The 25473-nt window shown below is 60.8% G+C and carries 20 protein-coding genes, 1 tRNA gene and 4 pseudogenes; 16 read left to right on the top strand and 9 right to left on the bottom strand.

Annotated elements, in window-relative coordinates; all coding sequences use genetic code 11:
• Positions 1-784 precede the first annotated feature (784 nt).
• From ACF8EF_RS22420 to ACF8EF_RS22410, 3 genes are read left to right on the top strand one after another with little or no spacing between them, the layout of a single operon-like run.
• On the top strand, positions 785-1258 hold the full coding sequence (locus ACF8EF_RS22420; RefSeq protein WP_176684963.1) for a type VI secretion system tube protein Hcp: 474 nt from the start codon (positions 785-787) through the stop codon (positions 1256-1258).
• Between the two features lie 9 nt (positions 1259-1267).
• A complete protein-coding gene (locus ACF8EF_RS22415; RefSeq protein WP_176684962.1) occupies positions 1268-2245 on the top strand; it encodes a hypothetical protein in 978 nt (325 codons plus the stop codon).
• Complete coding sequence (locus tag ACF8EF_RS22410) at positions 2242-2601, top strand: hypothetical protein (protein WP_103463252.1); 360 nt, start codon at positions 2242-2244, stop codon at positions 2599-2601. The genes ACF8EF_RS22415 and ACF8EF_RS22410 overlap by 4 nt, the downstream gene beginning before the upstream one ends.
• Positions 2602-2912: 311 nt before the next feature.
• Here ACF8EF_RS22410 and ACF8EF_RS22405 read toward each other — a convergent pair.
• From ACF8EF_RS22405 to ACF8EF_RS22395, 3 pseudogenes are all read right to left on the bottom strand, one after another.
• Positions 2913-3383: pseudogene (locus tag ACF8EF_RS22405) on the bottom strand (IS5-like element IS2000 family transposase); the annotation flags it as partial.
• 59 nt (positions 3384-3442) lie between these two features.
• A pseudogene (gene ltrA, locus ACF8EF_RS22400) lies at positions 3443-4710 on the bottom strand (group II intron reverse transcriptase/maturase).
• Between the two features lie 521 nt (positions 4711-5231).
• Positions 5232-5747, bottom strand: a pseudogene (locus ACF8EF_RS22395) (IS5-like element IS2000 family transposase); the annotation flags it as partial.
• Between the two features lie 90 nt (positions 5748-5837).
• Here ACF8EF_RS22395 and ACF8EF_RS22390 point away from each other — a divergent pair.
• The 10 genes and pseudogenes from ACF8EF_RS22390 to ACF8EF_RS22345 form a co-directional block, all read left to right on the top strand.
• Positions 5838-5927 (top strand): annotated as a pseudogene (locus ACF8EF_RS22390) (IS5/IS1182 family transposase); the annotation flags it as partial.
• Between the two features lie 256 nt (positions 5928-6183).
• Entirely contained in the window at positions 6184-7905 is a 1722-nt protein-coding gene (locus tag ACF8EF_RS22385) for a tetratricopeptide repeat protein (RefSeq protein ID WP_176684960.1), read from the top strand.
• A gap of 4 nt (positions 7906-7909) precedes the next feature.
• Positions 7910-8527: a lipoprotein insertase outer membrane protein LolB gene (gene lolB, locus ACF8EF_RS22380; RefSeq protein ID WP_176684959.1), complete on the top strand. Its 618-nt coding sequence runs from the start codon at positions 7910-7912 to the stop codon at positions 8525-8527.
• A gap of 4 nt (positions 8528-8531) precedes the next feature.
• Positions 8532-9392, top strand: coding sequence for a 4-(cytidine 5'-diphospho)-2-C-methyl-D-erythritol kinase (gene ispE, locus ACF8EF_RS22375; RefSeq protein WP_176684958.1), 861 nt, complete (start codon positions 8532-8534; stop codon positions 9390-9392).
• A 20-nt stretch (positions 9393-9412) separates the two neighbouring features.
• Positions 9413-9487: transfer RNA gene (locus ACF8EF_RS22370), tRNA-Gln, on the top strand.
• A gap of 48 nt (positions 9488-9535) precedes the next feature.
• The gene (locus tag ACF8EF_RS22365; RefSeq protein WP_003247410.1) at positions 9536-10477 is read left to right on the top strand and encodes a ribose-phosphate pyrophosphokinase; all 942 of its coding nucleotides are present in this window, start codon (positions 9536-9538) and stop codon (positions 10475-10477) included.
• A gap of 121 nt (positions 10478-10598) precedes the next feature.
• Complete coding sequence (locus ACF8EF_RS22360) at positions 10599-11192, top strand: 50S ribosomal protein L25/general stress protein Ctc (RefSeq protein WP_176684957.1); 594 nt, start codon at positions 10599-10601, stop codon at positions 11190-11192.
• A gap of 79 nt (positions 11193-11271) precedes the next feature.
• The gene (pth, locus tag ACF8EF_RS22355; RefSeq protein WP_012270476.1) at positions 11272-11856 is read left to right on the top strand and encodes an aminoacyl-tRNA hydrolase; all 585 of its coding nucleotides are present in this window, start codon (positions 11272-11274) and stop codon (positions 11854-11856) included.
• Positions 11857-11880: 24 nt separating this feature from the next.
• Positions 11881-12981 carry a redox-regulated ATPase YchF gene (gene ychF / locus ACF8EF_RS22350; protein ID WP_021784760.1) on the top strand — a complete coding sequence of 367 codons (1101 nt, stop codon included), beginning with the start codon at positions 11881-11883 and terminating at the stop codon, positions 12979-12981.
• 176 nt (positions 12982-13157) lie between these two features.
• Positions 13158-14870 carry a SulP family inorganic anion transporter gene (locus tag ACF8EF_RS22345; protein WP_176684956.1) on the top strand — a complete coding sequence of 571 codons (1713 nt, stop codon included), beginning with the start codon at positions 13158-13160 and terminating at the stop codon, positions 14868-14870.
• Between the two features lie 18 nt (positions 14871-14888).
• On the opposite strand, the gene ACF8EF_RS22340 is transcribed toward ACF8EF_RS22345, so the two are convergent.
• From ACF8EF_RS22340 to ppk2, 6 genes are read right to left on the bottom strand one after another with little or no spacing between them, the layout of a single operon-like run.
• Complete coding sequence (locus ACF8EF_RS22340; RefSeq protein WP_176684955.1) at positions 14889-15911, bottom strand: DUF2955 domain-containing protein; 1023 nt, start codon at positions 15909-15911, stop codon at positions 14889-14891.
• Positions 15901-16998 (bottom strand): HlyD family secretion protein, encoded by a 1098-nt coding sequence (locus ACF8EF_RS22335; RefSeq protein WP_392460927.1) that lies wholly within the window; start codon positions 16996-16998, stop codon positions 15901-15903. The genes ACF8EF_RS22340 and ACF8EF_RS22335 overlap by 11 nt, the downstream gene beginning before the upstream one ends.
• Positions 16995-18509, bottom strand: a complete 1515-nt coding sequence (locus ACF8EF_RS22330) for an efflux transporter outer membrane subunit (RefSeq protein WP_392460925.1) — start codon at positions 18507-18509, stop codon at positions 16995-16997. Before ACF8EF_RS22330 ends, ACF8EF_RS22335 begins: the two co-directional genes overlap by 4 nt.
• A 3-nt stretch (positions 18510-18512) precedes the next feature.
• Complete coding sequence (locus ACF8EF_RS22325) at positions 18513-19610, bottom strand: AI-2E family transporter (protein ID WP_392460923.1); 1098 nt, start codon at positions 19608-19610, stop codon at positions 18513-18515.
• 40 nt (positions 19611-19650) lie between these two features.
• The gene (locus tag ACF8EF_RS22320) at positions 19651-20847 is read right to left on the bottom strand and encodes a monovalent cation:proton antiporter-2 (CPA2) family protein (RefSeq protein ID WP_209968054.1); all 1197 of its coding nucleotides are present in this window, start codon (positions 20845-20847) and stop codon (positions 19651-19653) included.
• A 36-nt stretch (positions 20848-20883) separates the two neighbouring features.
• A complete protein-coding gene (gene ppk2 / locus ACF8EF_RS22315; protein ID WP_392460921.1) occupies positions 20884-21702 on the bottom strand; it encodes a polyphosphate kinase 2 in 819 nt (272 codons plus the stop codon).
• 195 nt (positions 21703-21897) lie between these two features.
• Between ppk2 and ACF8EF_RS22310 the strand changes: the two genes are divergently transcribed.
• From ACF8EF_RS22310 to ACF8EF_RS22300, 3 genes are all read left to right on the top strand, one after another.
• The gene (locus tag ACF8EF_RS22310; protein WP_176684949.1) at positions 21898-22287 is read left to right on the top strand and encodes a nuclear transport factor 2 family protein; all 390 of its coding nucleotides are present in this window, start codon (positions 21898-21900) and stop codon (positions 22285-22287) included.
• Between the two features lie 92 nt (positions 22288-22379).
• Entirely contained in the window at positions 22380-23879 is a 1500-nt protein-coding gene (locus ACF8EF_RS22305; protein WP_010951957.1) for a cytosine permease, read from the top strand.
• Positions 23880-23892: 13 nt separating this feature from the next.
• Entirely contained in the window at positions 23893-25323 is a 1431-nt protein-coding gene (locus ACF8EF_RS22300; protein WP_176684948.1) for an aldehyde dehydrogenase family protein, read from the top strand.
• The last annotated feature ends 150 nt before the right edge of the window (positions 25324-25473 follow it).

Genomic DNA, 25473 nt, shown 5'->3' with positions numbered 1-25473 from the left:
TCGCCATCGCAAATGACGGTTCGCCGAGTCAAAACAGACCACTTCGCTTCTTGCTTCTTGCTTCTTGCTTCTTGCTTCTTGCTTCTTGGATGTGAGCATCCACATCAAGTAGGTATTCATTCGCGAAGGTGGCGCGTAGTCACCTTTCCGCCCTTCCGGCGGGTTACTTTGGTCGTGGCCAAAGTAACCAAAACCGTCGGCTCCCATCATCCGGCCCCTACGCTGCGCTCCGGGGTCCCCTCGCTCCGGACTTGCTCACGGGAGGACCGCGCTGCAGGCCCCATCCTGGGGCCCAGCGCTTGACGGGCATCCATGCCCGTCACCTCCCTCCGCAAGCCCTGCGCTCGGCCTCCTGAAGTCGCAATCTGCGTCGCCTGAACTATCGCGCGCTTAGAAGCAAAAGCAAGAGCAAGAGCAAGAGCAAGAGCAAGAGCAAGAGCAAGAGCAAGAGCAAGAGCAAGAGCAAGAGCAAGAGCAAGAGCAAGAGCAAGTTGGAAAAACCGTAATGCATGGTTCATTCAATAAAGACACGATCGATAGCCTGCTGGTCGCGAAATTGGCCGGCCAGTTTCAATATCGCCCAGGCCAACTAAGCCGACCAAAGCGAGAAAACTCCTAAATATTTCCAGAGGACTTATCCACTAGCTTGTAGTCCATTTCCCAAATATATGCCCAGCTGTTGCCCTCCCCCCTTTCCGCGCCTAGCCTTGCCAATCACTGACGGGGTAAGTCCCGTCGTCACATCAATATTCCGTACCCACATTCTTGCCAAGGAGCGGTAAACATGGCTTTTGACGCGTATTTGCAAATCAGCGATATCCCAGGCGAAGCCTTGGACGAAAAGTACAGCAAGTGGATTGAAGTGACCGGTTATGACTTCGGTGTAAGCCAAAGCACCTCCGCCGGCGGCGCCAGCTCTGGCCGCACCGCAGCCAGCAACTTCACCTTCACTAAGTTTCTCGACAGCGCCAGTTGCAAACTGATGGAGGCCAGTTGTGCAGGCCAGCATTTCAAGGAAGTGAAACTCGCGCTGTGCCGCGCGGGCGGCGACAAGCTCAAGTATTACGAAATCATTCTCGAAGAAGTGATCATCGCCGACTACACCCAGAGCGCCGCCGATGGCGTGCCGATCGAGGTGGTTCAGCTCGACTACGGCCGAATCAAGACCACCTATACCCAGCAAAAACGCACCGACGGCTCCGGCGGCGGCAACATTGCTGGCGGGTGGGACCGGATCGGTAACAAGAAGTACGCATGAGGGGTCGCCATGTCTGAAGCCCGTGCGTTCATCAACCCCCGGATGCAAAACTACCACACGCTCAAGGCCGGTCTCGCGCTGACCCGGCACTCGGCCAGCAAGTTTGACATCCTCAATTCGCACATTTTCAACAGCGTGGTCAGAGGCGGCGAACTGGTGATCGTCGGTGACTGGTCCACGCCTTCCTGCACCAGTCAGGAGGCGTATCTGATGTCGAAAGCTGCCGTGACCCATATGGGGCTGATGCGCAGCGGGCAAGGTGCCGATGAGTTTTTTCTGGAGAACTTCGAACTGTTGAAGAGCTTGCTCGCCCACGCGTCAATGGGTGCAGGCGTGGTTAGCGATGGCTGGAGCAAGCATCTGAAAGCAATTGAGGGCACATTGCTGGAAATCGAGAAATTGCACAGGGAGCATCTGGGCTCAGGGACGCTCAATGCCCGCGACCAGTTTTATGCCAAGCGTGCGGCACTGTTCTCGAAACTTGACGAACAGTTGGGCCAGCTGGCGGGGTTCGGCGCTGGATTGCGCAACAAGGGATCGATCAAGAGGACACTGGCCATTTCTACGAAAAGCTATTTGCACACGGGTGAAATTGCGGGGTATGCGGATAAGGTTGCCGGGGTGGGCAAGGCTGCCAACCTGATCAAAAAAGGAACCTATATTGGCATAGCGCTTGACGTAGCAGCGACGGGGCTAGAGATTCGCCAGGCTTGTATTCTGGGCAGAGAAAGCGAATGCCAGCGAGCTGCATATGTAAACTCTGCATCATTAGCTGGAGGTCTGGCTGGTAGCGCTGTAGGCGGTTACCTAGGAGGGAGTATTGTTGCACCCGCAGTATGTGCGGCACTAGGAGTAGGGACTGCCGGACTAGGGGCACTCACCTGCGCGGTCATCGGTGGCGCTGCCGGGGCGAAGTTAGCCGGTGATTTCGCAGGAGAAAAAGGCGAGGTATTAGGTGACTTTTTGTATCACGAGCTCTCAAAATGACTAACATAGAGCCAGGACTGATCGCGCTGATCCTGATTACAGCAATGCTAATTGCCGCTAGCGCGCAAATTATTATTTCACACAAATACACCGAGCATTTTGAATCTTTCCTGCCCACCTCTCGCCTCGTATCTGACAACATCAAAAATTACCAGCACGCCGGACTCTTGGGCAAAACAATAAGAACCGGTCAGATTGCAACACTGTTGGCCCTACCCAAAATCTTCATTTACAGGGGTTACGCTGATATTGAGGAAATAAAAAATTTCCCCCTCCGCGAAAAGCGCATTTTGTTAACCCTATGGGTTATTCACATCACCTTGTTCATTGCACTGATGCTGTCGCATTATCTATGACTTCATGCCGATACGACTTGCCCCGAATCGAAACCTGACGTGGTAACGTAACAAGGGGATATTTCCTACAAAAGCCTGTACCGCTGGCCGCGATAATTAGTGTAGAAGAGCTAAATACGTCCATGGATCTTCCTTGACAGGCCGTGTCGCCGGGGGAGGGATAGCAGCAAGCTACGGTGGTACTATTGCCACTAGGGAAACTCCGAACAAGTTGCTCATCAGTCGGAAATGGGCGGCTTAGGGATGCCGAAAAGCCCGCTTTTCAGTCGCTGATTATTGGATAACCAAGGCAAAGCCTTGGTTATCTGGACTCACGGGCGCACCTCTCCCGCAGCAGGCAATAATTGCCGGCGCACCATCCACAGATTCGACAGGGCAAACAGCGTGGTCAGTTGCGCCGTGTTCTTGGCCAAGCCGCGAAAACGAGTCTTTACATAGCCGGACTGGCGTTTGATCACCCGGAACGGGTGCTCCACCTTCGCACGCACTTGCGCCTTGGCCTTTTCGATCTTGCGCTTGGCTTGGTAGAGCACGCTGCGTTTGCTCAAGTGTTTGTAGGTGCTGCGGCGGGCAGCGACCTGCCATATCACCTGCCGTCCCTCGTGTTCTGGCCGCTTTTCCACGCCTGTGTAACCCGCATCCGCACACACGACATTCTCTTCGCCATGCAATAGCTGAGCGACCTCCGTCACGTCAGCTACGTTCGCGGCAGTGCCATGAACGTGATGCACCAGACCCGATTCAGCATCCGCGCCGATGTGGGCCTTCATGCCGAAATGGTGAGTCGGCCACAGGAACTGCCCCCGTAGCCGCTCGCAGAACCGTACGTGACACTCTCGCGTCATACGGCTCCCGTTATCCAACCTGTTGCTCGGTTACTTGCCAGTGATAAAACAGTCGAGGGGCAGCCTTATGCACCGTGTCCAACCATTTAGATATACGCCGCTTGCGCCCGTGAAGTATTTTGTACTTACGACCGGCCCAACGCTTGAGCGCGCTATCGATATGTCGAAAGATACCAAGCATGGCCGTCCGATAGAACGCGCCATAGTACTGCCACCAACCTTGTATCACTGGGTTGTAAAGCCGAGCCACAGCAGCCAGCGTCACATGAGTTTGGCGGCTGACCCGCCACTCGCGCACTGCTCGCCGCATCCGCTTCAACGCTTGCGCACTGACTCCCGGAAGGAAGCTGGTGAAAAGCTTGTTCTGCTGGCCGATTGCCTTCCTAGGTCTAAAAGTGAAACCAAGGAAGGTAAAGCTCACATGCGGATACCCTGCGCGTCGATTGCTGTCCTTGCAGTACACGATTTTCGATTTCTCGGGATGCATCGTGAGGCCACAAACCGCTAGACGTGAAGCGATTGAACGCATCACGTGTTCTGCTTGCCTCTGGCTACGACAATGCACTACCGCATCATCGGCATACCGGGCAAAAGGACAGTTTGGGCTATTTCGTTGCATCCATGCGTCAAAGGCGTAATGCATGAACAGATTCATCAACATGGGACTGATCACGCCGCCTTGCGGGGTGCCACGTTCGCGTTGAATGCGAACGCCATCTGCTGCCTCGAATGGAGCAACCAGCCATCGTTCGATGTACAGCAGTATCCAATCCTCTTTGATATGGGTTCGCACCGCTTTCATCAGCAGTTCATGATCAATGTGATCGAAAGCCGCCTTGATATCAAACTCCACCACCCAGTCGTATCGCCAGCAGCGTTCGCGTGTGATCGCTATGGCCTGTTTGGCTGAACGTCCTGGTCGGTATCCATATGAGTCCGGATGGAAAAGCGCATCCAGCTTTGGCTCGATGAGGAGTTTGACTACAGTTTGTGCGATACGGTCGCTGACCGTCGGCACTCCCAACCTGCGTATACCCCCCGATGCCTTCGGTATCTCAACAGCCTTGACCGGCGGCGGGAAATAAGACCCCGACGACATTCGATTCCATAGCTTGTAAAGATTCTTCGGCAGGTTCCGCTCAAAATCGGCAATGGTCTCATCGTCGATTCCAGCAGTTCCCCGGTTGGTTCTGACCTGCTGATAGGCCTCCCATATCACGCGCTTCGCTATGTTGTAAGGTTTGTTCGAACTCACACCGCTCATCCCCTGAGGTTGGCGGCGTTCGTTGACAGGATAACGCCTCCCCTTCGCTCCAGCTTCATTACAAAGCCTTCATCACTACTACAGGAGGCTCCGCCCCTTATTCCAGCATTGGTATTCTTCCTCATGGTTTTAGCCATTTGTCATTTTCCTTTGCATCTGGAACAAGGTTCTCACGTTCCGTACCCAAGCCTGTATGAAGATCATGCCGCCTTTACACCGGCTGCCACTGGGGCCGTAAGCAGGTAACGCCCCAACTCGTCCTGAAGCCAATACTCAACCTCAGTTTCGACAGCACTTTAGGGAATAACGATGCGTCATCGGACGGTTTGCTCTCGCTCATCTTCTCCATACTCACCTGCCATCATCATGGGATGACTTTTCCTCGGTCGCTCACCACCGCACCTTTTGGATGCAGCAGCACCGGGTGGTTTGAAGCCTGCTCCTGCAAGCCGACTTCGGAAGGCCTACTTCCATCTTCGGTACAGCATCACAGGTCATACGACCTGTGTTCGTGACACACAGTACTGGTTGCCCTTCTTCGTTTGATGCATTTCAGGATCGCGCTTGCCTTCCTTGTTCTTGGTCGAACTGGGCGCGTGGATGATGGTCGCATCGACAATGGTGCCCTGGCGCAACGACAGGCCCTTGTCTTGCAGGTAATTGTTGATGGTTTCCAGAATGCCGGCTGCCAACTGATGCTTCTCCAGCAGGTGCCGGAAGTTCATGATCGTCGTGTCTTCGGGGATCGGAGCGCTGAGCGTCAGACGAGCGAACTGGCGCATCGAAGTGATCTCGTACAGCGCCTCTTCCATGGCGGGATCGCTCAAAGAGAACCAATTCTGCAGCAGGTGAATGCGCAGCATGGTTTCCAGAGGATAAGGCTTGCGGCCACCGCCAGCCTTTGGGTAGTGAGGCTCGATCAACGCCACCAGTCCACTCCACGGAACCACCTGTTCCATCTCGGCCAGGAAACGCTCGCGACGGGTTTGCTTGCGCTTGCCGGCGTACTCGAAATCGGAAAAACTCATCTGACTCATGGGATGGCGGACTTGTAGAAGGCAGTTGGACGGAGGGCTATTTCAGCACAGGTCAGATGGCCTGTGCTGACTTGATCGGAGAATCCCTAGCGGGCGGCCGCATCGCGCTTCGACAAGCTCAAGCGGAATTATGAAAGCGCAGTGGCCATGGCCTGCGCCTTTCTTTGGCTACCCATGTGAAACGGGAACAGCCCCTAACTCCGCACATTACGCTTCTCATGGCGCTTGTGCTCTCCCATTTCCTGCTTCCAGGGACGTAAAATATACAGGCAGGGGTTGGGTCATTGCGTCAGAAGCCCCCTCGAACCTCTCCCCCACCCCGCTGTCCTACTTAGCACCACCCAGCCTGTAAACCACGACCTTCGCAGGTGGGTTTGCCCCCGCGCTTGTGTCATCATGCTCCGACCGCCGGTGAGTCCTCCTATAAGCCTTTTCTATGAACAAACCATACGCATTGCTGCTTGCCTTCGCCCTGCTCCAGGGCTGCCAGAGCCTGGCCCCGCAAAAGGCCGAGCCTCCCGTCGCCGAAGCTGGCAAGGGCGAGGCGGAAAAGCCCGTCGTGTATGGCTCGTTCAAGCAGGACACACTCTATAGCCTGTTGGTGGCAGAGCTGGCCGGCCAGCGCAACCGTTTCGACATTGCCCTGGCCAACTACACCGATCAGGCGGCAAAAACCCAGGACCCCGGGGTTTCCGAGCGCGCCTACCGCATTGCCGAGTACCTCGGCGCCGACGAGCCGTCACTGGAGAATGCGCTGGTCTGGGCGCGCAACGATCCGCAGAACCTCGACGCCCAGCGCGCCGCCGCCATTCAGCTGGCCCGCGCCGGTCGCTATGACGAGTCCATGACCTACATGGAAAAGGTACTGCAGGGCCAGGGCGACACCCACTTCGACTTCCTCGCCCTGTCCGCAGCGGAAACTGACTCGGGCACCCGCGACGGCCTGCTACAAAGTTTCGAACGCCTGCTGGTGAAATACCCCGACAACAGCCAGCTGATATTCGGCAAGGCCCTGCTGCTGAACCAGGACGGCAAGACCGAAGAAGCCTTGGAACTGCTCGAGTCGCACCCGCCACAAAACGGCGAAGTCGCCCCGATCCTGCTGCGCGCCCGTCTGCTGCAGGCCTTGGACCGTGGTCCGGAGGCACTGCCACTGCTGCGCGGTGCAATTCGCGACAACCCGGACGACAAACGCCTGCGCCTGACCTACGCTCGCACCCTGGTCGAACAGGACCGTATCGCCGATGCCAAAGGCGAGTTCATCAGCCTGGTCCAGCAATACCCCGATGATGACGAATTGCGCTACTCGCTGGCGCTGGTGTGCCTGGAGAACAAAGACTGGGATGAAGCCGAAGGCTACTTGCAGGAGCTGGTCGAGCGCGACAGCTACGTTGACGCCGCGCACCTGAACCTGGGCCGCATCCACGAGGAGCGCCACGACCCGGTTGGCGCTCTGCGTGAATACGCCCTGGTCGGCCCAGGCCCGGACTACCTGCCGGCACAGCTGCGCCAGGCCGACATCCTGATCGCCAACGGCCGCGGCAGCGATGCCTCGCGCCTGCTCGCCGAAGCGCGCGAAGCCCAGCCAGACTACGCCATTCAGCTATTCCTGATCGAATCGGAAAGCTACAGCAACAACAACAAGGACGCCCAGGCCAACCAGGTGCTGCAGCAAGCCATCAAACGCTACCCGGACGACCTTAACCTGCTTTACACCCGCGCCATGCTGGCCGAGAAGCGCAACGATCTGACGCAAATGGAAAAAGACCTGCGCGCCATCATCGCCCGCGAGCCAGAAAACGCAATGGCCCTGAACGCCTTGGGCTACACCCTGGCCGACCGCACCACCCGCTATGCCGAAGCCAAAGCGCTGATCGACAAGGCCCACCAACTGACCCCCGATGACCCGGCAGTGCTCGACAGCCTGGGTTGGGTCAACTATCGCCTGGGCAACCTCGAGGTAGCTGAAACCTACCTGCGCCAGGCCTTTGCCAACTTCCCCGACCACGAAGTGGCCGCCCACCTGGGCGAAGTGCTGTGGGCCAACGGCAAGCGCCGCGAAGCTCGCCATGTATGGGCCAAAGGCTTCGAAGCCCAGGCCGATAGCCCTATCCTGCGCAAGACCCTCTTGCGCCTGACCGGATCCGAGACTCTTTAACGCCATGTTCCTGCGCCATTGCATCACCTTTTCCTTGATCGCCCTGCTGGCCGGCTGTGCCGGCTTCGGTAGCCGCGAGGCCCTGCAAGGCCACGGCGACCCGCAGCAGTGGCGCGCCCACAAAGAGCAGTTGAGCAGCCTCGATGGCTGGCAGATCAACGGCAAGGTCGGCATCCGCGCCCCGCGCGATTCCGGCAGCGGTACGCTGTTCTGGCTGCAACGTCAGGACTACTACGACATTCGCCTGGCCGGCCCGCTGGGGCGGGGCGCCGCACGCCTGACCGGCCGCCCGGGTGGCGTCGTACTGGAAGTGGCCAATCAGGGCCGCTACGAAGCCGCCAGCCCTGAAGCATTGCTGGAAGAGCAACTGGGCTGGCAACTGCCGGTTTCGCACCTGGTCTGGTGGGTCCGCGGCCTGCCCGCCCCCGACAGCAAGAGCAAGCTGACCCTGGACGGCGACAGCCGTCTGGCCAGCCTGGACCAGGATGGCTGGCAGGTGAAGTACCTGAGCTATACCGAACAGAACGGCTACTGGTTGCCCGAGCGCCTGAAGCTGCACGGCAAGGACCTGGACGTGACCCTGGTGGTCAAGGACTGGCAGCCACGCCAGCTGGGGCACTGATCTCATGCACAAGCTCACCCTGCCCGCCCCGGCCAAGCTCAACCTGTGGCTGCACATCATCGGCCGCCGCGCGGATGGCTACCACGAGCTGGAAACGGTGTTCCAGTTTCTCGACCACGGCGACGAACTGAGCTTCGCCCTGCGTGACGATGGCGTGATCCACTTGCACTCCGAGATCGAGGCAGTCCCCCACGACAGCAACCTGATCGTGCGGGCCGCGCGCATGCTGCAAGCACAATCGGGCACCACACTCGGCGCCGACATCTGGCTGAACAAGGTACTGCCCATGGGCGGAGGTATCGGCGGCGGCAGCTCGGACGCCGCGACCACCCTGCTGGCCCTCGCCCACCTGTGGCAACTGGACTGGGACGAAGACCGCTTGGCCGCACTGGGTCTGAGCCTGGGCGCCGATGTGCCGGTGTTCGTACGCGGCCACGCGGCGTTCGCGCAAGGTGTAGGGGAGCAACTGACCCCGGTCGACCCGATCGAACCCTGGTATGTCGTGCTGGTGCCGCAAGTGTCTGTCAGTACAGTAGAAATTTTTTCACATCCGCAGTTGACACGTGATTCACTCCCCCTTAAGATGCGCCCCGTTCCCGAGGGAAACAGTCGAAATGACTGCCAACCGGTGGTAGAGCAGAATTACCCGGAAGTTCGCAATGCGTTGAATTCACTGGGAAAATTCACTGAGGCTCGACTAACCGGCACTGGAAGTTGTGTGTTTGGGGCCTTCCCAAGCAAAGCCGAAGCTGATAAAGTTCTGGCCCTTCTTTCAGCGACCCAAACAGGGTTTGTGGCGAAAGGAAGCAATGTTTCGATGTTGCATCGCAAGCTGCAAAGTCTGGTCAAGAAGTCGAGCGCATGAGCGTTCGCAGCAACAGATACAGGGGCGTCGCCAAGCGGTAAGGCAGCAGGTTTTGATCCTGCCATGCGTTGGTTCGAATCCAGCCGCCCCTGCCATTTTCCTTATACTCATCCAGGTATACCCTCAGCCTTCAGGTACTGCGCGTGTCCAAGATGATGGTCTTTACGGGGAACGCTAACCCCGATCTGGCTCGGCGTGTCGTACGTCAGCTGCATATCCCTCTCGGTGACGTCTCTGTCGGTAAATTCTCCGACGGCGAGATCAGTACTGAGATCAATGAAAATGTTCGCGGTAAAGACGTTTTCATTATTCAGCCGACCTGCGCCCCGACCAACGATAACCTGATGGAACTGGTAGTGATGGCCGACGCCTTCCGCCGCTCCTCAGCATCCCGAATCACCGCCGTGATTCCCTACTTCGGATATGCCCGCCAGGACCGCCGTCCGCGTTCGGCACGTGTAGCCATCAGCGCCAAAGTCGTTGCTGACATGCTCACTGTCGTAGGTATCGACCGTGTACTCACCGTTGACCTGCACGCTGACCAGATCCAAGGCTTCTTCGATATCCCCGTCGACAACATCTACGGCTCGCCCGTACTGGTTGACGACATCGAAGACCAGCGTTTCGAGAACCTGATGATCGTTTCCCCGGACATCGGTGGTGTCGTGCGCGCACGCGCTGTCGCCAAGTCCCTGGGCGTCGATCTGGGTATCATCGACAAACGCCGCGAGAAGGCTAACCACTCCGAGGTTATGCACATCATCGGCGACGTCGAAGGGCGCACCTGCATCCTGGTAGACGACATGGTCGACACCGCCGGCACCCTGTGCCACGCGGCCAAAGCCCTGAAAGAGCACGGCGCTGCCAAGGTTTACGCCTACTGCACGCACCCTGTTTTGTCGGGCCGCGCGATCGAGAACATCGAGAAGTCGGTACTGGACGAGCTGGTGGTGACCAACACCGTTCCGCTGTCCGCCGCTGCTCAAGCCTGTGATCGTATCCGCCAGCTGGATATCGCACCGGTTGTCGCTGAAGCGGTACGCCGCATCAGCAACGAAGAATCGATCAGCGCGATGTTCCGCTAAGCGGAACACACGCTGACGAAAAGCGCCCCGCCCCAACACTGGTTGTTGGGGCGGGGCTTTTTTGCCATCCCCGCTGGCGCTGGTCGCAAACGCCCTCGGGGGGCTATTTTGGAGAAACAAAATGACCGAATTCACCCTGAACGCTCAAGCGCGTACTGACCTGGGGAAAGGTGCGAGCCGCCGCCTGCGTCACTCCGCCAACATCCCAGCCGTTGTCTACGGTGGTAACAAGGACGCTCAGTCCCTGACCATCCTGGCCAAGGAAATCACCAAGCTGTTCGACAACGAGGCTGCCTTCAGCCACGTTCTGGAACTGAACGTCGACGGCGCCAAGCAAAACGTCATCGTCAAGGCCCTGCAGCGCCACCCGGCCAAAGGCTTCATCATGCACGCCGACTTCGTTCGCGTCGTTGCTGGCCAGAAACTGACCGCCAAGGTTCCGGTTCACTTCATCAACGAAGAAGCCCCGGCCAAGAAAGGCGGCGAGATCTCCCACGTTGAGTCCGAGATCGAAGTTTCCTGCGAAGCCAAAGACCTGCCTGAGTTCATCGAAGTTGACCTGGCCAACGCCGAAGTCGGCACCATCATCCACCTGTCGGACCTGAAAGCTCCGAAAGGCGTAGAGTTCGTCGCTCTGGCCCACGGTGATGACAAAGCTGTTGCCAACGTTCACGCTCCACGCGTTGCTCCAGAAGCAGAAGGCGCTGCCGAGTAATCCACTCGCACGCCGGCGTTGATCGGGTTACAGTGCCGCGCGCACTGTAACCCACCAACTCCAAGGAAGAGCCCCTGACGTGACCGCCATCCAGTTGATCGTCGGCCTGGGTAACCCCGGCCCCGAATACGAACAGACCCGGCATAACGCAGGGGCTCTTTTCGTTGAACGCATTGCCAGCGCCCAGCGTGTTTCGCTGACCGCTGACAAAAAATATTTCGGCCTGACGGCTAAATTCAGCCATCAGGGCAACGACGTTCGTTTGTTGATCCCCACCACCTACATGAACCGCAGCGGCCAGTCCGTAGCGGCCTTGGCCAATTTCTTCCGCATCAAGCCGGAAGCGATACTGGTGGCACACGACGAACTCGATCTGCCCCCGGGCGTTGCCAAGCTCAAGCGCGGCGGCGGCCATGGTGGGCACAACGGCCTGCGCGACATCATCGCGCAGCTCGGCAACCAGAACGATTTCCACCGCCTGCGGCTTGGCATCGGCCACCCGGGTGACGCCAAACTGGTCTCCAACTTCGTCCTGGGCCGCGCGCCGCGCGCCGAGCAGGAGAAGCTCGACGCCAGCATCGATTTTGCCCTCGGCGTGCTGCCGGACGTGCTTGCCGGCGATTTCGCCAAGGCGATGCGCGAGCTGCACAGCCAGAAGGCCTGATTTCCTTTAGAGAGGGGAATACCCATGGGTTTCAATTGCGGCATCGTCGGCCTGCCCAACGTCGGCAAGTCCACCCTGTTCAACGCCCTGACCAAGTCTGGCATCGCGGCGGAGAATTTCCCCTTCTGCACCATCGAGCCAAACAGCGGCATCGTGCCTATGCCCGACGCGCGCCTGGCTGCACTGGCTGAAATCGTCAAGCCAAACCGCATCCTGCCGACCACCATGGAATTCGTCGACATCGCCGGCCTGGTTGCCGGTGCCTCGAAAGGCGAAGGCCTTGGCAACAAGTTCCTCGCCAACATCCGCGAGACCGATGCCATTGCCCATGTGGTGCGCTGCTTCGAAGACGAGAACGTGATCCACGTTTCCAACAGCGTCGACCCCAAGCGTGACATCGAGATCATCGACCTCGAACTGATCTTCGCCGACCTCGACAGCTGCGAAAAGCAACTGCAGAAGGTAGCCCGCAACGCCAAGGGCGGCGACAAGGAAGCCTTGGCGCAAAAGGCCATTCTGGAAAAGCTGATCCCGCACTTCACCGAAGGCAAGCCTGCGCGCAGCCTGATGAAGCACATGGCTGACGACGAAAAGGCCGTCATCCGTGGCTTCCACCTACTGACCAGCAAGCCAGTGATGTACATCGCCAACGTGGCCGAAGACGGCTTCGACAACAACCCGCACCTGGACGTGGTCAAGGCCATTGCCGAGGAAGAAGGCGCGGTAGTGGTGCCGGTGTGCAACAAGATCGAAGCGGAAATCGCCGAGCTGGAAGACGGTGAAGAGAAAGACATGTTCCTCGAGGCCCTGGGCCTGGAAGAGCCTGGCCTGAACCGCGTGATCCGCGCCGGTTACGAGCTGCTGAACCTGCAGACCTACTTCACTGCCGGCGTGCAGGAAGTACGCGCCTGGACCGTACGCGTCGGTGCCACTGCCCCGCAGGCAGCCGGCGTTATCCACACCGACTTCGAAAAAGGCTTCATCCGCGCTGAAGTGGTGGCCTATGACGACTTCATCCAGTTCAAGGGTGAAGCCGGTGCCAAGGAAGCCGGTAAGTGGCGTCTGGAAGGCAAGGATTACATCGTCAAAGATGGCGACGTGATGCACTTCCGCTTCAACGTCTAAGCGGTAACCTGCAGCACACACAAACCCCTTGAGGCTTGCGCTTCAAGGGGTTTTGTTTTGCCCAGGCATGCGCGCCCCTTGCAGGGGCGGCCTTGTGTCGCGCTGTGCCGCAAAGCGGCCCCCGCCCCCAGCATCTAAGCTGAGGTTCAGCGCCCTTCTCGCCCAGAGCCGACACCATGCCCCAACCCACTCGTTTCGACTGGCAACGCTGGTTACCCGGCCTGGCCACCCTGCTCCACTACAAGGCAGCCTGGCTACCCAAGGACATCGCCGCCGGCCTGGTGCTCACCACCATGCTGGTACCTGTGGGCATCGCCTACGCCGAGGCTTCCGGCGTCCCCGGCATCTATGGCCTGTACGCCACCATCATCCCCCTGTTGGCCTATGCCCTGTTCGGCCCCAGCCGCATCCTGGTGCTGGGCCCGGACTCGGCGCTGGCCGCGCCTATCCTGGCTGTGGTGGTGCAATACGCGGCCAGCGACCCGCAGCAGGCGATCGCCATCGCCAGCATGATGGCCCTGGTCGCCGGGGCGTTCTGTGTGATTGCCGGGCTGCTGCGCCTGGGCTTTATCACCGAGTTGCTGTCCAAGCCCATCCGCTATGGATACATGAACGGCATCGCCCTGACCGTATTGATCAGCCAGTTGCCCAAGCTGTTCGGCATCAAAGTCGACAGCGAAGGGCCCTTGCGCGACCTTTGGTACTTGGGCCAGGCGCTGTTCGCCGGCCAAGGGCACTGGCCAAGCTTCATCGTGGGTGCCGGTAGCCTGGGGCTGATTCTGCTGCTCAAACCGTTCAAGCGCCTGCCGGGCATCCTGATCGCCGTGGTACTGGCGACGCTGGCAGTGAGCCTGTTCAACCTTGATCAGGTGGGCGTCAAGGTACTCGGGCAATTGCCCCAGGGCCTGCCCAGCTTCGTCTTCCCCTGGGTAAGCGACATCGACCTGATAGAAGTGTTACTGGGCGGGATTGCAGTAGCGCTGGTGTCGTTCGCCGACACCAGTGTGCTGTCACGCTCCTATGCTGCACGCCTCAAGATGCGGGTAAACCCCAACCAGGAAATGTTCGGCCTGGGCGTCGCCAACCTGGCCTCGGGGCTGTTTCAGGGAATCCCGATCAGCAGCAGTTCATCGCGCACCCCCGTGGCTGAAGCCGCCGGCTCGCAAACCCAGCTCACCGGCATCATCGGCGCGCTGGCGGTGACCCTGTTGCTGCTGGTAGCCCCCGATCTGATGCAACACCTGCCCAACAGTGCTTTGGCTGCGGTGGTCATTGCCGCAGCACTGGGGCTGTTCGAGTTTGCTGACCTCAAGCGTATCTTCCGCATGCAGCAGTGGGAGTTCTGGCTGTCGTTCACCTGCTTTGTCGGCGTGGCGGTGTTCGGCGCCATTCCCGGTATCGGCATTGCTGTGGCGGTGTCGGTAATCGAGTTCCTGTGGGACGGCTGGCGGCCGCACTACGCGGTGCTCGGCCGGGCCGATGGGCTGCGCGGATACCATGACATACAGCGTTATCCACAAGCCCGGCGTATTCCAGGGCTGGTGCTGCTGCGCTGGGACGCGCCGTTGTTCTTTGCCAACGCCGAACAATTCCAGAACACGGTGATGGCGGCGGTGGACGCGTCGCCAACGCCTGTGCAGCGGGTAGTGATTGCCGCTGAGCCCGTGACCAGCATCGATATCACTTCAGCGGACATGCTGGCCGAGCTGGACCGGGCACTGGAAGCGCGAGGGGTGGAGCTGCAGTTTGCCGAAATGAAGGACCCGGTGAAGGACAAGATGCGGCAGTTCGAGTTGTTCGAGCCTATAGGGGAGAAGGCCTTTCATCCGACGGTGGGCGCAGCGGTGGATGCCTATCTGGAAGAGAGTGGGGTTGATTGGCAACCCTGAGTTTCCTGGGAGCCGGGCTTAACCGCTAAGAAGCCCGCGCCGACTCCGAAGCCGGTCAATCCAGATCAACATGCCGCTGGCGTACACCGATACCGCCAGAAACAGCGCCATACGCACCGCAAACGCCTTGTACACATCCTGCCCAGCAGCACTGTCCTGCACCGACTGCCCCAGCAAGATCAGCATGGTCGTCAGGCAACTGACCCAGTATGCCGGGCTCTGCCGGCTCAGCACCGCCTGGTACAGGCGCCGCGCCTGCCAGAGGGCGAACAGCAGTACCCACAAGAAGAACATCCACAGGTGAACGAACAGGCTCAGCGCTACCCATAGCGCTATTGCCAACACCCCGGCAAGCAAGGTTGAACCGATCAGCTCTCGGCTCGCGTGCCGCGCGCGGGTTTCGCCTGCTTGTTGCCCCACACTCACGGCCTTCATGATCAACGGCATGTACTGGTCAGGGGCGATCAATGCCAGCAGAAAGGCTGGCATCACGATCAACGTGGCACGCAGCGCCACCCAACTGACATGCTCGCTGCCCAGCAGCGGCGGCACCGGCTGTGCTGGCGCATTGGCAGGTTCGGGGAACAACGAATGCGCCACTGACGTGCCCAGCACTGCCAGCAGCATGCCTTTGGCCAGCGCTTCGACCACCGACAGTGCCAGGGTGAAGTCACTGGTACCGGCAGCGGCGATCATGGTCAGGCCGATCACCAGCAGGTTGGCCAGCAAGCCGTTGCCGCCCTTCAGCGCATAGCGCAAGGTCAGGAAAACACCCACCCCGACCAGTAACACCCCGGCCAACGGAGCATGGCGCAACAGCGGAATCAGCAGCAAACCGCTGCCGCATGCGAGCAGCACCAGTAACGCCAGGGCCGGTGCTGCACGCAGGGGCAATGGCTGACTGCGCATGGCCAGCAACAGCACCGCAAACACCGGCGCCAGGATCGGCACCGGCAAGCCGATACCAAAGCTCACCGCCAGGCACAGCGCCACGCCCCAGGCCAGGCGCAGTGCGCGCAGGCGGCGCAATTCAATAGGCATACGACAGCCAGCTCATCAGCCACATGAACAACCGGCCCAGCAGGTTCATTGGGTTACCTTCGCTAGGCAGGGCCATGACCTCGGCCTGACCACCGACCCGCAGCACGGTCTTGTCCTGAAGCTGGTCGCGCTCCAGCTCCACAATAACCGGGAAACGCTGCGCCGAACGCAGCCACTCGCGGCTGTTCTTCACGGTCGGCAGCGTACCCGGCGGCGTGCTCTGGCCCACGCTAACGCCGTAGCCAATGCTGCGTATGCGCCCCTTCAACACGGTGCCAGGTAGCGCATCGAGCACTACCAGCACCGGGGTATCAGGGCGCAAGCGCCCGAGGTTGTTCTCGGTCATGTCGGCACTTATCCACACGTCATGGATACTGATCAGGGTCATCATCGGGCTGCCCGCCCCGACATAATGGCCAACGTCTGTGCGCAGGTCGGTGATCAGCCCGTTCGCGTCGGCACGCACCACGGTACGGGCAAGATCCAGGCGAGCCTTTTCCACATTGGCCGCAGCGCTGCGCAGTTGGGCGTTGTCATCCTGTGCCCCGCCCTGCTGCTCACGGGCGCGCTCCACCTCAGCACGGGCCGCCGCCACTTGGCTGATGGCCTGGTCGCGGTTGGCCTGGGCGCCTTCCAGGCGGCGCACCGACACCGTACCGGGGTCTTCGTCAATCAGCCGTTTGAGGCGCTCGGCGTCCTGCCGCGCCTTGCGCGCGTTGGCCTGGGCAGCCACCAGCGCTGCCTGCGCCGAATCGATGCCGGCGGTACTGGCCCCAATCTGCCGGCGCACGGTATCGAGGTCGGCTTCGGCGCGGGCCAGGGCAATGCGGTATTGCTCCTGATCGAGTTCGAACAGCACATCGCCCTGGCGCACCTCCTGGTTGTTGCCCACGGCCACACGCTTGATCTGCCCGGCCACTTCGGCGGCCACCGGGACCACGTAAGCCTGCAGGCGGGCTTGCTGGGTGTATGGCGTAAATCGGTCAGCCAGCAAGTACCAGAGCAGGCTGACGGCAATCAGCAGCAGCACCCAGCGCATGCCGCGATCCGGGGCTGACGGGGGCGGCGTTGGCGTGGCGTCGCTCATTCGGTTTCACCTTGTGCATGCGCGGTGGGGGCTGGCTCGTCGAGCAACTCGCCCCAGTCGGTGCGTTGTTGCATTTGTTGGCGGGTGGCTGGGTCGATCGGCGCGCGGCTGGCATCCCAACCACCACCCAGAGCCTTGTACAAGGTCACCAGGCTGCTGACCGCGTTGCCACGGCTGACCAGGTAACCGTCCTGTTGCTGCAACAGCAGTTGCTGAGCATCGAGCACCCGCTGAAAATCGGCGAAGCCTTCGCGGTATTGCGAGCTGGCCAGATTCAGCGAGCGTTGCGCAGCCTGAGAGGCCTGGTCGCGAATGGTTGCACTCTGCAGCGAGCGCACCAGCCCGCTGGCAGCATCGTCGGCCTCACGGGCGGCTTCGCGCACGCCCTGCTGGTACAGCTCGATCAGTTGCTGCAAGCGGGCATCCTCCACGCGTACGGTGTTCTTGCGCCGGCCATAGTCGAACGGGTTCCAGATCAGGCTTGGGCCAGCAGCCAGGTCGAAGGTGTCGGGCAGATGATTGGCCGATAAAAAGGTCCAGCCGATACTGCCGAGCAAGCTCAGCTGTGGATAAAGATCGGCCTCGGCCACCCCGACCAGTGCCGACTGCGCTGCCACTGCCTGCTCGGCGGCGCGGATGTCCGGGCGGCGCTGCAGCAGGCTGGCAGGTACATCCTGCAACACTGCCCGGTCAGGCAAGGGCAGCTGGCCATGGCCGACCGCCAGCTGCGGCAGCGGCCCGGGCGGGCGGCCGAGCAGCGAGCACAGCACATTGCGCAGGGCATTGAGCTGGTTCTCGAACTCGGGAATGGTGGCCAGGGTCGCCAGATATTGAGTACGCGCCTGCTGCCAGTCGAGCTCGTCATTTTCGCCGTGGCGGAACAACCGCTCAGTGATCTCCAGGCTACGCGCCTGACGCTTGGCGTTCTCTTGCGCGATAGCCAGCCGCGCTTCGGCGGTACGCAGGGCAAAGTAGGTGTCGGCCACTTGCGCACGCAGCAGCAGCATGGCGTCGGCGTAGTTGGCCTGGGAGGCGAAGTAGGCGGCGTCGGCGCTTTCGATGGCGCGACTGAAGCGGCCCCAGAAGTCAATTTCCCAGCCGATGTCGAAGCCCACGCTGGATTGCCAGAACACTGAATCACGGGCCGAAGGCGTACCAGACTGATTCTGCTTCAGGTACAGGCTCTGCGCACTCAGTTGCTGCAGCTGCGGATAACGCCCGGTCTGCACGATGGCCAACTGGGCACGGGCTTCAGCGATACGCAGGCCAGCCACGCGCAGGTTGGTGTTGTTGGTATCGGCTTCGGCTATCAGCGCATCCAGCGTCGGGTCGGCAAACACCGCCCACCACTGGCGCAGGTCGGGGGCCGCCGCGCTGTGCCCTGCCTGCTCCAGCATTGGCGTGCTCCAGCCGTCCAGCCACGGCGCTTGGGGCTTCTCGAAATCCGGACCAACCTGAGTGCAACCAGCCAGCACCATCAGCAGCCCCAGGCCATAGCAGCGGTTGGGCATGGCTCAAGCGGCGGGTGGTGCCGGTTGCTCCGGCACCTGCAGCGCAACCCATTGCCAGAACAGCACGTACGCCACGCCGAGGATTACCGGGCCTATGAACAAGCCGATGATGCCTTTGACCACCATGCCGCCCAATGCCCCGATCAGTACCACCGGCATCGGTACATCAACCCCGCGCCCCAGCAGCAGCGGCTTGAGCACATTGTCGGCAAGGCCGGCGACGAAGGTGTAGATGGCAAAAATGATGGTCGCCACGGTAAAACCTTCGACGTTGAACATATAGATGATCACCGGCACGGTAACCAGCGTCGCCGGGGCCTGTGCAATGCCCAGCATGAGGATGGCGATGGCCAGCATCCCGGCACCGGGAACTCCTTTGACGACAAAACCGACACCGATCAGCAACATCTGGATGAAGGCAATGCCGATCACCCCTTGCGCCACCGCGCGAATGGTGGCGGTGCACAGCTTGGCCAAGGGTTTACCGCGCTCTTCGCCTGATACCCGCATGGCGATACGCTGCGCAGCGATTTCACCGCGATCACCGAAGGCCATGATGACCCCGGAAATAATGATTGCGCCGATGAACAGCAGGAAGGCCCCACCGGCGCTGGCAGCAGCGCCCAGCACCGTTAGCCCGGCCCCCTTGATCTGGGGCATCCACTGGTTCAGCACACTGGCCATGTTTTCGGAGGCCGCCAACCACAGCGCATGCACCTTCGGCCCGATCAGTGGCCAGGTCGCCACCGGATCAGGCGGGACCGGCACGCTCCAGGCGCCGCTCTTGAGTAGCGTCACCAGGCTGTCCACCGATTCGCCGATGGACATCACCACCAGGTAGATAGGCACCAGCAGCACTACCAGAACCAATAGCACCAACAGCGTCGCCGCATAACCTTGCCTGAACCCGGTGCGGCGTTGGATGCGGCAATGCAATGGGTACAAGGTGACCGCCAGAATCACCGCCCACAGCATCAACTCCAGGAACGGCTGGAACACCTGAAAGGCGAAGGTCACCAAGACTGCCACCAGGCCTGCCTTGATGAGCACATCGAGCAAGCCCCGCGAAAGGGCGCTGTCCAGCCTGGAACTCGACTGCATGATTCACCTCCCGATATTCAATGCGCCAGCAAGGCGCAATTCACTGGCCCGTTTCAGGGGATGCCTGAGCAGGGCTGTCATCGCGCATCTGCCGCGCCAGGGCCATCATGACCAAGGGCACCACCGCCATCGACAGGGTGATGGCCAGCACCAGCAGGTCGTGTACCTGCGGGGTGAGTACCTGGTGCTCCAGCGCCAGCTTGAACACCACGAAGGCGAACTCGCCCCCCGAAGCCAGCACCACGCCCAGGCAGAGCGCCTGGGCCTTGTTGAGCCCACCCATCGTGCGCCCCAGGCCATACAACAAGGGCAGCTTGATAGCGACCAGCAGCAACGTCAGGCCCAACACCATCAGCGGCATGCCGAACAGCAAGCGCAGGTCGGCACTCATACCTACGCCAACGAAGAACAATCCCAGCAGCAGGCCTTTGATAGGCTCGATCTGGGTTTCCAGTTCGTGGCGAAACGGCGACTCAGCCATCAGTACGCCGGCCAGGAAGGCCCCCAGCGCCATTGACACACCCACATGCTCCATCAACCAAGCGGTGCCGAGCACGACCAGCAAGGCCGTGGCGGTCGACAGTTCAGGCAGGCCCGAACCCACCGTCCACTTGAATATCGGGGTCAGCAGATAGCGGCCAAAAACAATCAGCACACCAATGCCGACAACCACAGCCAACAAGGGCCAGGCACCTTCGTCAGCGGTGCTGACATCGCCACCGAGCAACGGCACCACTGCAATCAAGGGAATGGCGGCAATGTCCTGGAACAGCAGGATGGCCACGGCCAGGCGGCCATGAGGTTTGCCCAGGTCCTTGCGCTCGGCCAGTACCTGCAAGCCAAAGGCGGTGGACGACAGCGCCAGGCCCAGGCCCAGGACGATGGCGGCAGGTTTCGATTGGTCGAACAGCCAGAATGCCAGTAGCCCAAGCAGTACGGCGGTCAGCCCCACTTGCAGACTGCCGACGCCAAATAGCGCCCGGCGCATGGTCCACAGACGCTTTGGGGACAGCTCCAGGCCAATCACGAACAACAGCATGACCACGCCCATTTCCGACAGCCGCGCCACGTTGTCCGGATTGCCAAGCAGGCCAAACACCGACGGACCAATCAGGATACCCGCCAACAGGTATCCCGGTACTGCGCCCATTTTCAGACGCTGCGCCAGCGGTACCAGAAGCACCACAGCCAAAAGGAATACCACCGTCGCCTGCAGCAGGCTGCCGTCATGTGGCATGAACTCGTACCTTCGCAGCTCCCGGCAGGGAGGGGTTCAGAAGCGTTCTTCGACGAACTTGAACGGGTAGGCGACAGCCTTGTACTTGCCGATCTTGCCGCGTTTGGGCAGCTTCACGTGCTGGTCGCGGGTTATGTCCTTGTAGGGAATACGGCTGAGCAGATGGCTGATGATATTCAACCGGGCGCGACGCTTGTCGTTGGAATTGGCCACGAACCATGGTGCCCAAGCGGTATCCGAGGCCTGGAACATATCGTCACGCGCTTGGGTGTAGTCATCCCAGCGGGTATACGACTTGAGGTCCATCGGCGATAACTTCCACAGCTTGCGGCCGTCGTTGATGCGATCCTGCAGGCGCCGGGTCTGCTCATCGGCGCTGACTTCAAGCCAGTACTTGATGAGGATGATCCCCGAATCGACCATGACCCTCTCGAACACAGGTACACCGGTCAGAAACTTGTCCACTTGCTCGCCAGAGCAGAAGCCCATTACCCGCTCAACGCCCGCACGGTTGTACCAACTGCGGTCGAAGATCACCACTTCACCTGCCGCTGGCAGATGGCCCAGGTAGCGCTGCAAGTACATTTGGGTCTTTTCCCGCTCGGTCGGTGCGGGCAGCGCCACTACACGAAACACCCGCGGGCTGACACGATCGGTAATGGCCTTGATGGTACCGCCCTTGCCGGCGCCATCGCGGCCTTCGAAGACAATGCATACCTTCAGGCCCTTGGCCACCACCCACTCCTGCAGCTTCACCAGCTCTACATGCAGGTTCTTGAGCGCTTTTTCGTAGGCCTTGCCGCCCAACTTTTCTGGTTGCTCCTGGGAGCGCTTCTTCCTGGACGGCTTCGACATGACACTCTCCTGAAGGCGAATGAAGAGTCAGTATGGTCGATTAATGCCAGTTTGCCGCTTCGCTTGCAGATTGATGGGGGCTGCCATCACTTCACAAATTTCTGAACTGATTATTTGCCGCCAGCGATTTTTCCCCTCGCCAACCGCCACCAGAATCGCTTCACCACAATCACAATAAACCGTGAGGCCACTCCCGTGGACCAGACACTTCAAGTGCGGCAAGCCGCCGCCGACCTCGTCGCGGCGTTCGCCAGCAACGACACCGCCCGCTATTTCGCCTGCTTCAGCGAAGACGCCACCTTTCTATTCCACACCTTGGCGCATCCGCTGCTGTCGCGTCGCGCCTATGAAGAGCTCTGGGCCCAGTGGCAGGCCGAGGACTTTGCCGTGCTTGCCTGCGAGTCGGGGAACGCCCACGTAAGCCTGCACGGCGACGTGGCTATTTTCATGCACGATGTGGCCACGCGTATCCGCATCAGCGGTGAAGAGCATCCGTTGAGCGAGCGCGAGACCATTGTCTTCCGTCGCCATGGTGACCAGTGGCTGGCCTGCCACGAGCACCTGTCGGTCGTAACACCGGCCTGATCACACTTTACGCGGCGCTGCCGCCCTGCCATCGCACCCACAAAAAGGCCCGCGCACTGCGCTGGCTACAACAACCGCGCTGGAGCATCACCATGAGCCATTCGACCGGTATCGAGACCAACGGCGTCGAACAGATCCCCGCCGATCAACGCGACGCCTCCCCGCTAGACCTGTTCCGCCTGATCTTCGGCGGTGCCAATACCTTCGCTACCGCCGTACTGGGCAGCTTCCCGGTGCTTTTCGGGTTGTCATTCCAGGCCGGTGTGTGGGCGATTCTGCTCGGCGTTGGCATCGGCGCGCTGATCCTTGCACCGATGGGGCTGTTCGGCGCGCTTAACGGCACCAACAACGCCGTTTCATCGGGTGCGCACTTTGGTGTACACGGGCGCATCGTCGGCTCGTTCCTGTCGCTGCTCACGGCGGTGGCGTTTTTCTCGCTCTCGGTGTGGAGCTCGGGCGATGCATTGGTCGGTGGTGCCAAGCGCCTGGCCGGCCTGCCAGAGACCGACCTGACCCTGGGCCTGGCCTACGGCTTGTTCGCGGTGCTGGTATTGGTGGTATGCATCTTTGGCTTCCGCTTCATGCTGTGGGTCAACAAGATTGCCGTTTGGGCCTCGAGCCTGCTGTTCCTGCTGGGCATCGTCGCGTTTGCCGGGCCCTTCGATGCGGGCTACGCAGGCAGCGTCAACCTTGGCCAGGCGGGTTTCTGGGCTGCGTTCGTGGGCGCGGCGATCCTGGCCATGAGCAACCCTGTGTCGTTCGGTGCGTTTTTGGGTGACTGGTCACGCTATATCCCGCGTGAAACACCCAAGGCGCGCATCATGCTGGCCGTGATCGCGGCACAGGGGGCGACGCTGATTCCGTTCCTGTTCGGTCTGTGTACGGCCACCCTGGTAGCCACCCAGGCACCGGACTACATTGCCGCCAACAACTATGTCGGCGGCCTGCTGGCAGTTGCACCTAGCTGGTTCTTCCTGCCGGTGTGCCTGATTGCGGTGATTGGCGGCATGTCCACCGGCACCACTGCGCTGTATGGCACCGGCCTGGACATGTCCAGCGTGTTCCCCCGCTTGCTCAGCCGTGCCGGCGCCACGCTGCTGATTGGCGTGCTGGCGATCGGCTTCATCTTCATTGGCCGCTTCACCTTCAACCTCGTGCAGAGCGTATCGACCTTTGCCGTACTGATCATTACCTGCACCAGCCCGTGGATGGTGATCATGATCCTTGGCCTGATTACCCGCCGCGGCTTCTACCACGCTGACGACCTGCAGGTATTCACCCGTGGCCAGCGTGGTGGCCACTACTGGTTCCTGCACGGCTGGAACTGGCGCGGCATGGGGGCGTGGATCCCCAGCGCGGCGGTTGGCCTGTGCTTCGTCAACCTGCCGGGGCAGTTCGTCGGCCCACTGGGTGACCTGGCTGGCGGCATCGACCTGAGCCTGCCGGTCACGCTGGGGCTGGCTGGCGTGCTGTACCTGCTGTTGCTCAACCTGTTCCCTGAACCTGCTGGCGTGTATGGCCCCCTGGGCCCGCGATGGGTGCGTTGCAAAAGCACCGCGCATACGCCTGTGACCACTGCCGAAATGGCCTGACTGGAAACCGACCATGACCACTTCCCACTATATCGCCGGCCATTGGGTCGAAGGCCAAGGCAGCGACTGCATCAGCGTCAACGACCCTGCGCTGGGGCAACCGTTCGCCGAGCTGATGGCCGCCAGCGTGAGCCAGGTCGACCAGGCCGTGGCCGCTGCCCGCAACGCCCTGCCCGCCTGGAAAAGCACCAGCGCCAGCGAACGTGCCGCCTTCCTGCGTGGTTTTGCCGAGCAGCTCGGGCAGCGCCGTGAAGCGCTTGTCAGCGTGCAGATGCGCAATAACGGCAAACCGCGTCACGAAGCGGAAATCGACCTGGATGACGCCATCGCCACCTTTGGCTATTACGCCGAGCTGGCCGAGCAGCTGCCATCGAAAAACCGCTCCGTGCCGCTGGCTGCGCCGGGTTTCACCGCCCGCACCCGCCTTGAACCGGTGGGCGTGGTCGGCCTGATCGTGCCGTGGAACTTCCCGTTGGTGACCAGCGCCTGGAAGCTTGCCCCGGCCCTGGCCGCCGGGTGCACCGTGGTGCTCAAGCCTTCAGAGGTCACGCCGCTGATCGAGCAGGCCTACGGCCAGATCGCCGACGCCTTGGGCCTGCCGGCCGGGGTACTGAACATCATCAACGGCAAGGCCGAGACCGGCGCCGCGCTAAGCAACCACAACGGCCTGGACAAGCTGTCGTTCACAGGTAGCAACAGCGTCGGCAGCCAGGTGATGCGCAGTGCTTCGGCGCAGTGCCGACCAGTGACGCTGGAACTGGGCGGCAAGTCGGCCATCGTTGTGTTCGAGGATTGCGATGTCGACCAAGCGGTGGAATGGATTGTTGCCGGCATCAGCTGGAACGCCGGCCAGATGTGTTCGGCCACATCGCGGCTGCTGGTACAGGACGGCATTGCCGATGCTCTGCTGCCGCGCTTGCAGGCGGCACTGGAAAACTTGCGGGTGGGTAATCCTTTGACCGAAGAGGTCGACATGGGCCCGCTGACCAGCCAGGCGCAGTGGCTGAAGGTGGCCAGTTACTTTGCCACGGCGCGCGAAGAAGGTTTGCAGTGCCTGGCTGGCGGCCATGCACTGGACCGTGAAGGCTGGTTCGTCAGCCCGACGCTGTATACCGATGTGCCGAAAGACAGCCGCCTGTGGACCGAGGAAATCTTTGGCCCAGTGCTCTGCGCACGGCGCTTTACCACCGAGGAGCAGGCCATTGCCGAAGCCAATGACAGCCGCTTTGGGCTGGTCGCCACGGTGTGCTCCGCCGACCTGGAGCGCGCCGAGCGCGTGGCCGATGCGCTGGAGGTTGGCCATGTGTGGATCAACTCGGTGCAGGCGGTGTTCGTCGAAACGTCATGGGGTGGCACCAAGGGCAGCGGGATCGGCCGTGAGCTGGGGCCTTGGGGGTTGTCAGCCTATCAGTCGGTCAAGCATGTGACGCGCTGCCTGGGCTGATATCGCAAGGGACCGCGTTATGGCACCGGCTCTGCCGGTGTTCGCGGGTAAACCCGCTCCTACAGCGGCCTGTGTCCAACCCCCGGTGTGTGTCCACCACCAATCGATGGTAGGAGCGGGTTTACCCGCGAATACGGTGGCGGCGGCAAC

This window comes from Pseudomonas sp. zjy_15 (assembly GCF_043101865.1).
In the GTDB taxonomy this organism is placed as follows: Bacteria; Pseudomonadota; Gammaproteobacteria; order Pseudomonadales; family Pseudomonadaceae; genus Aquipseudomonas; species Aquipseudomonas putida_Y.
Note: the sequence above shows the minus strand (reverse complement) of the source record. Positions and strands in the feature narration are given on the sequence as shown.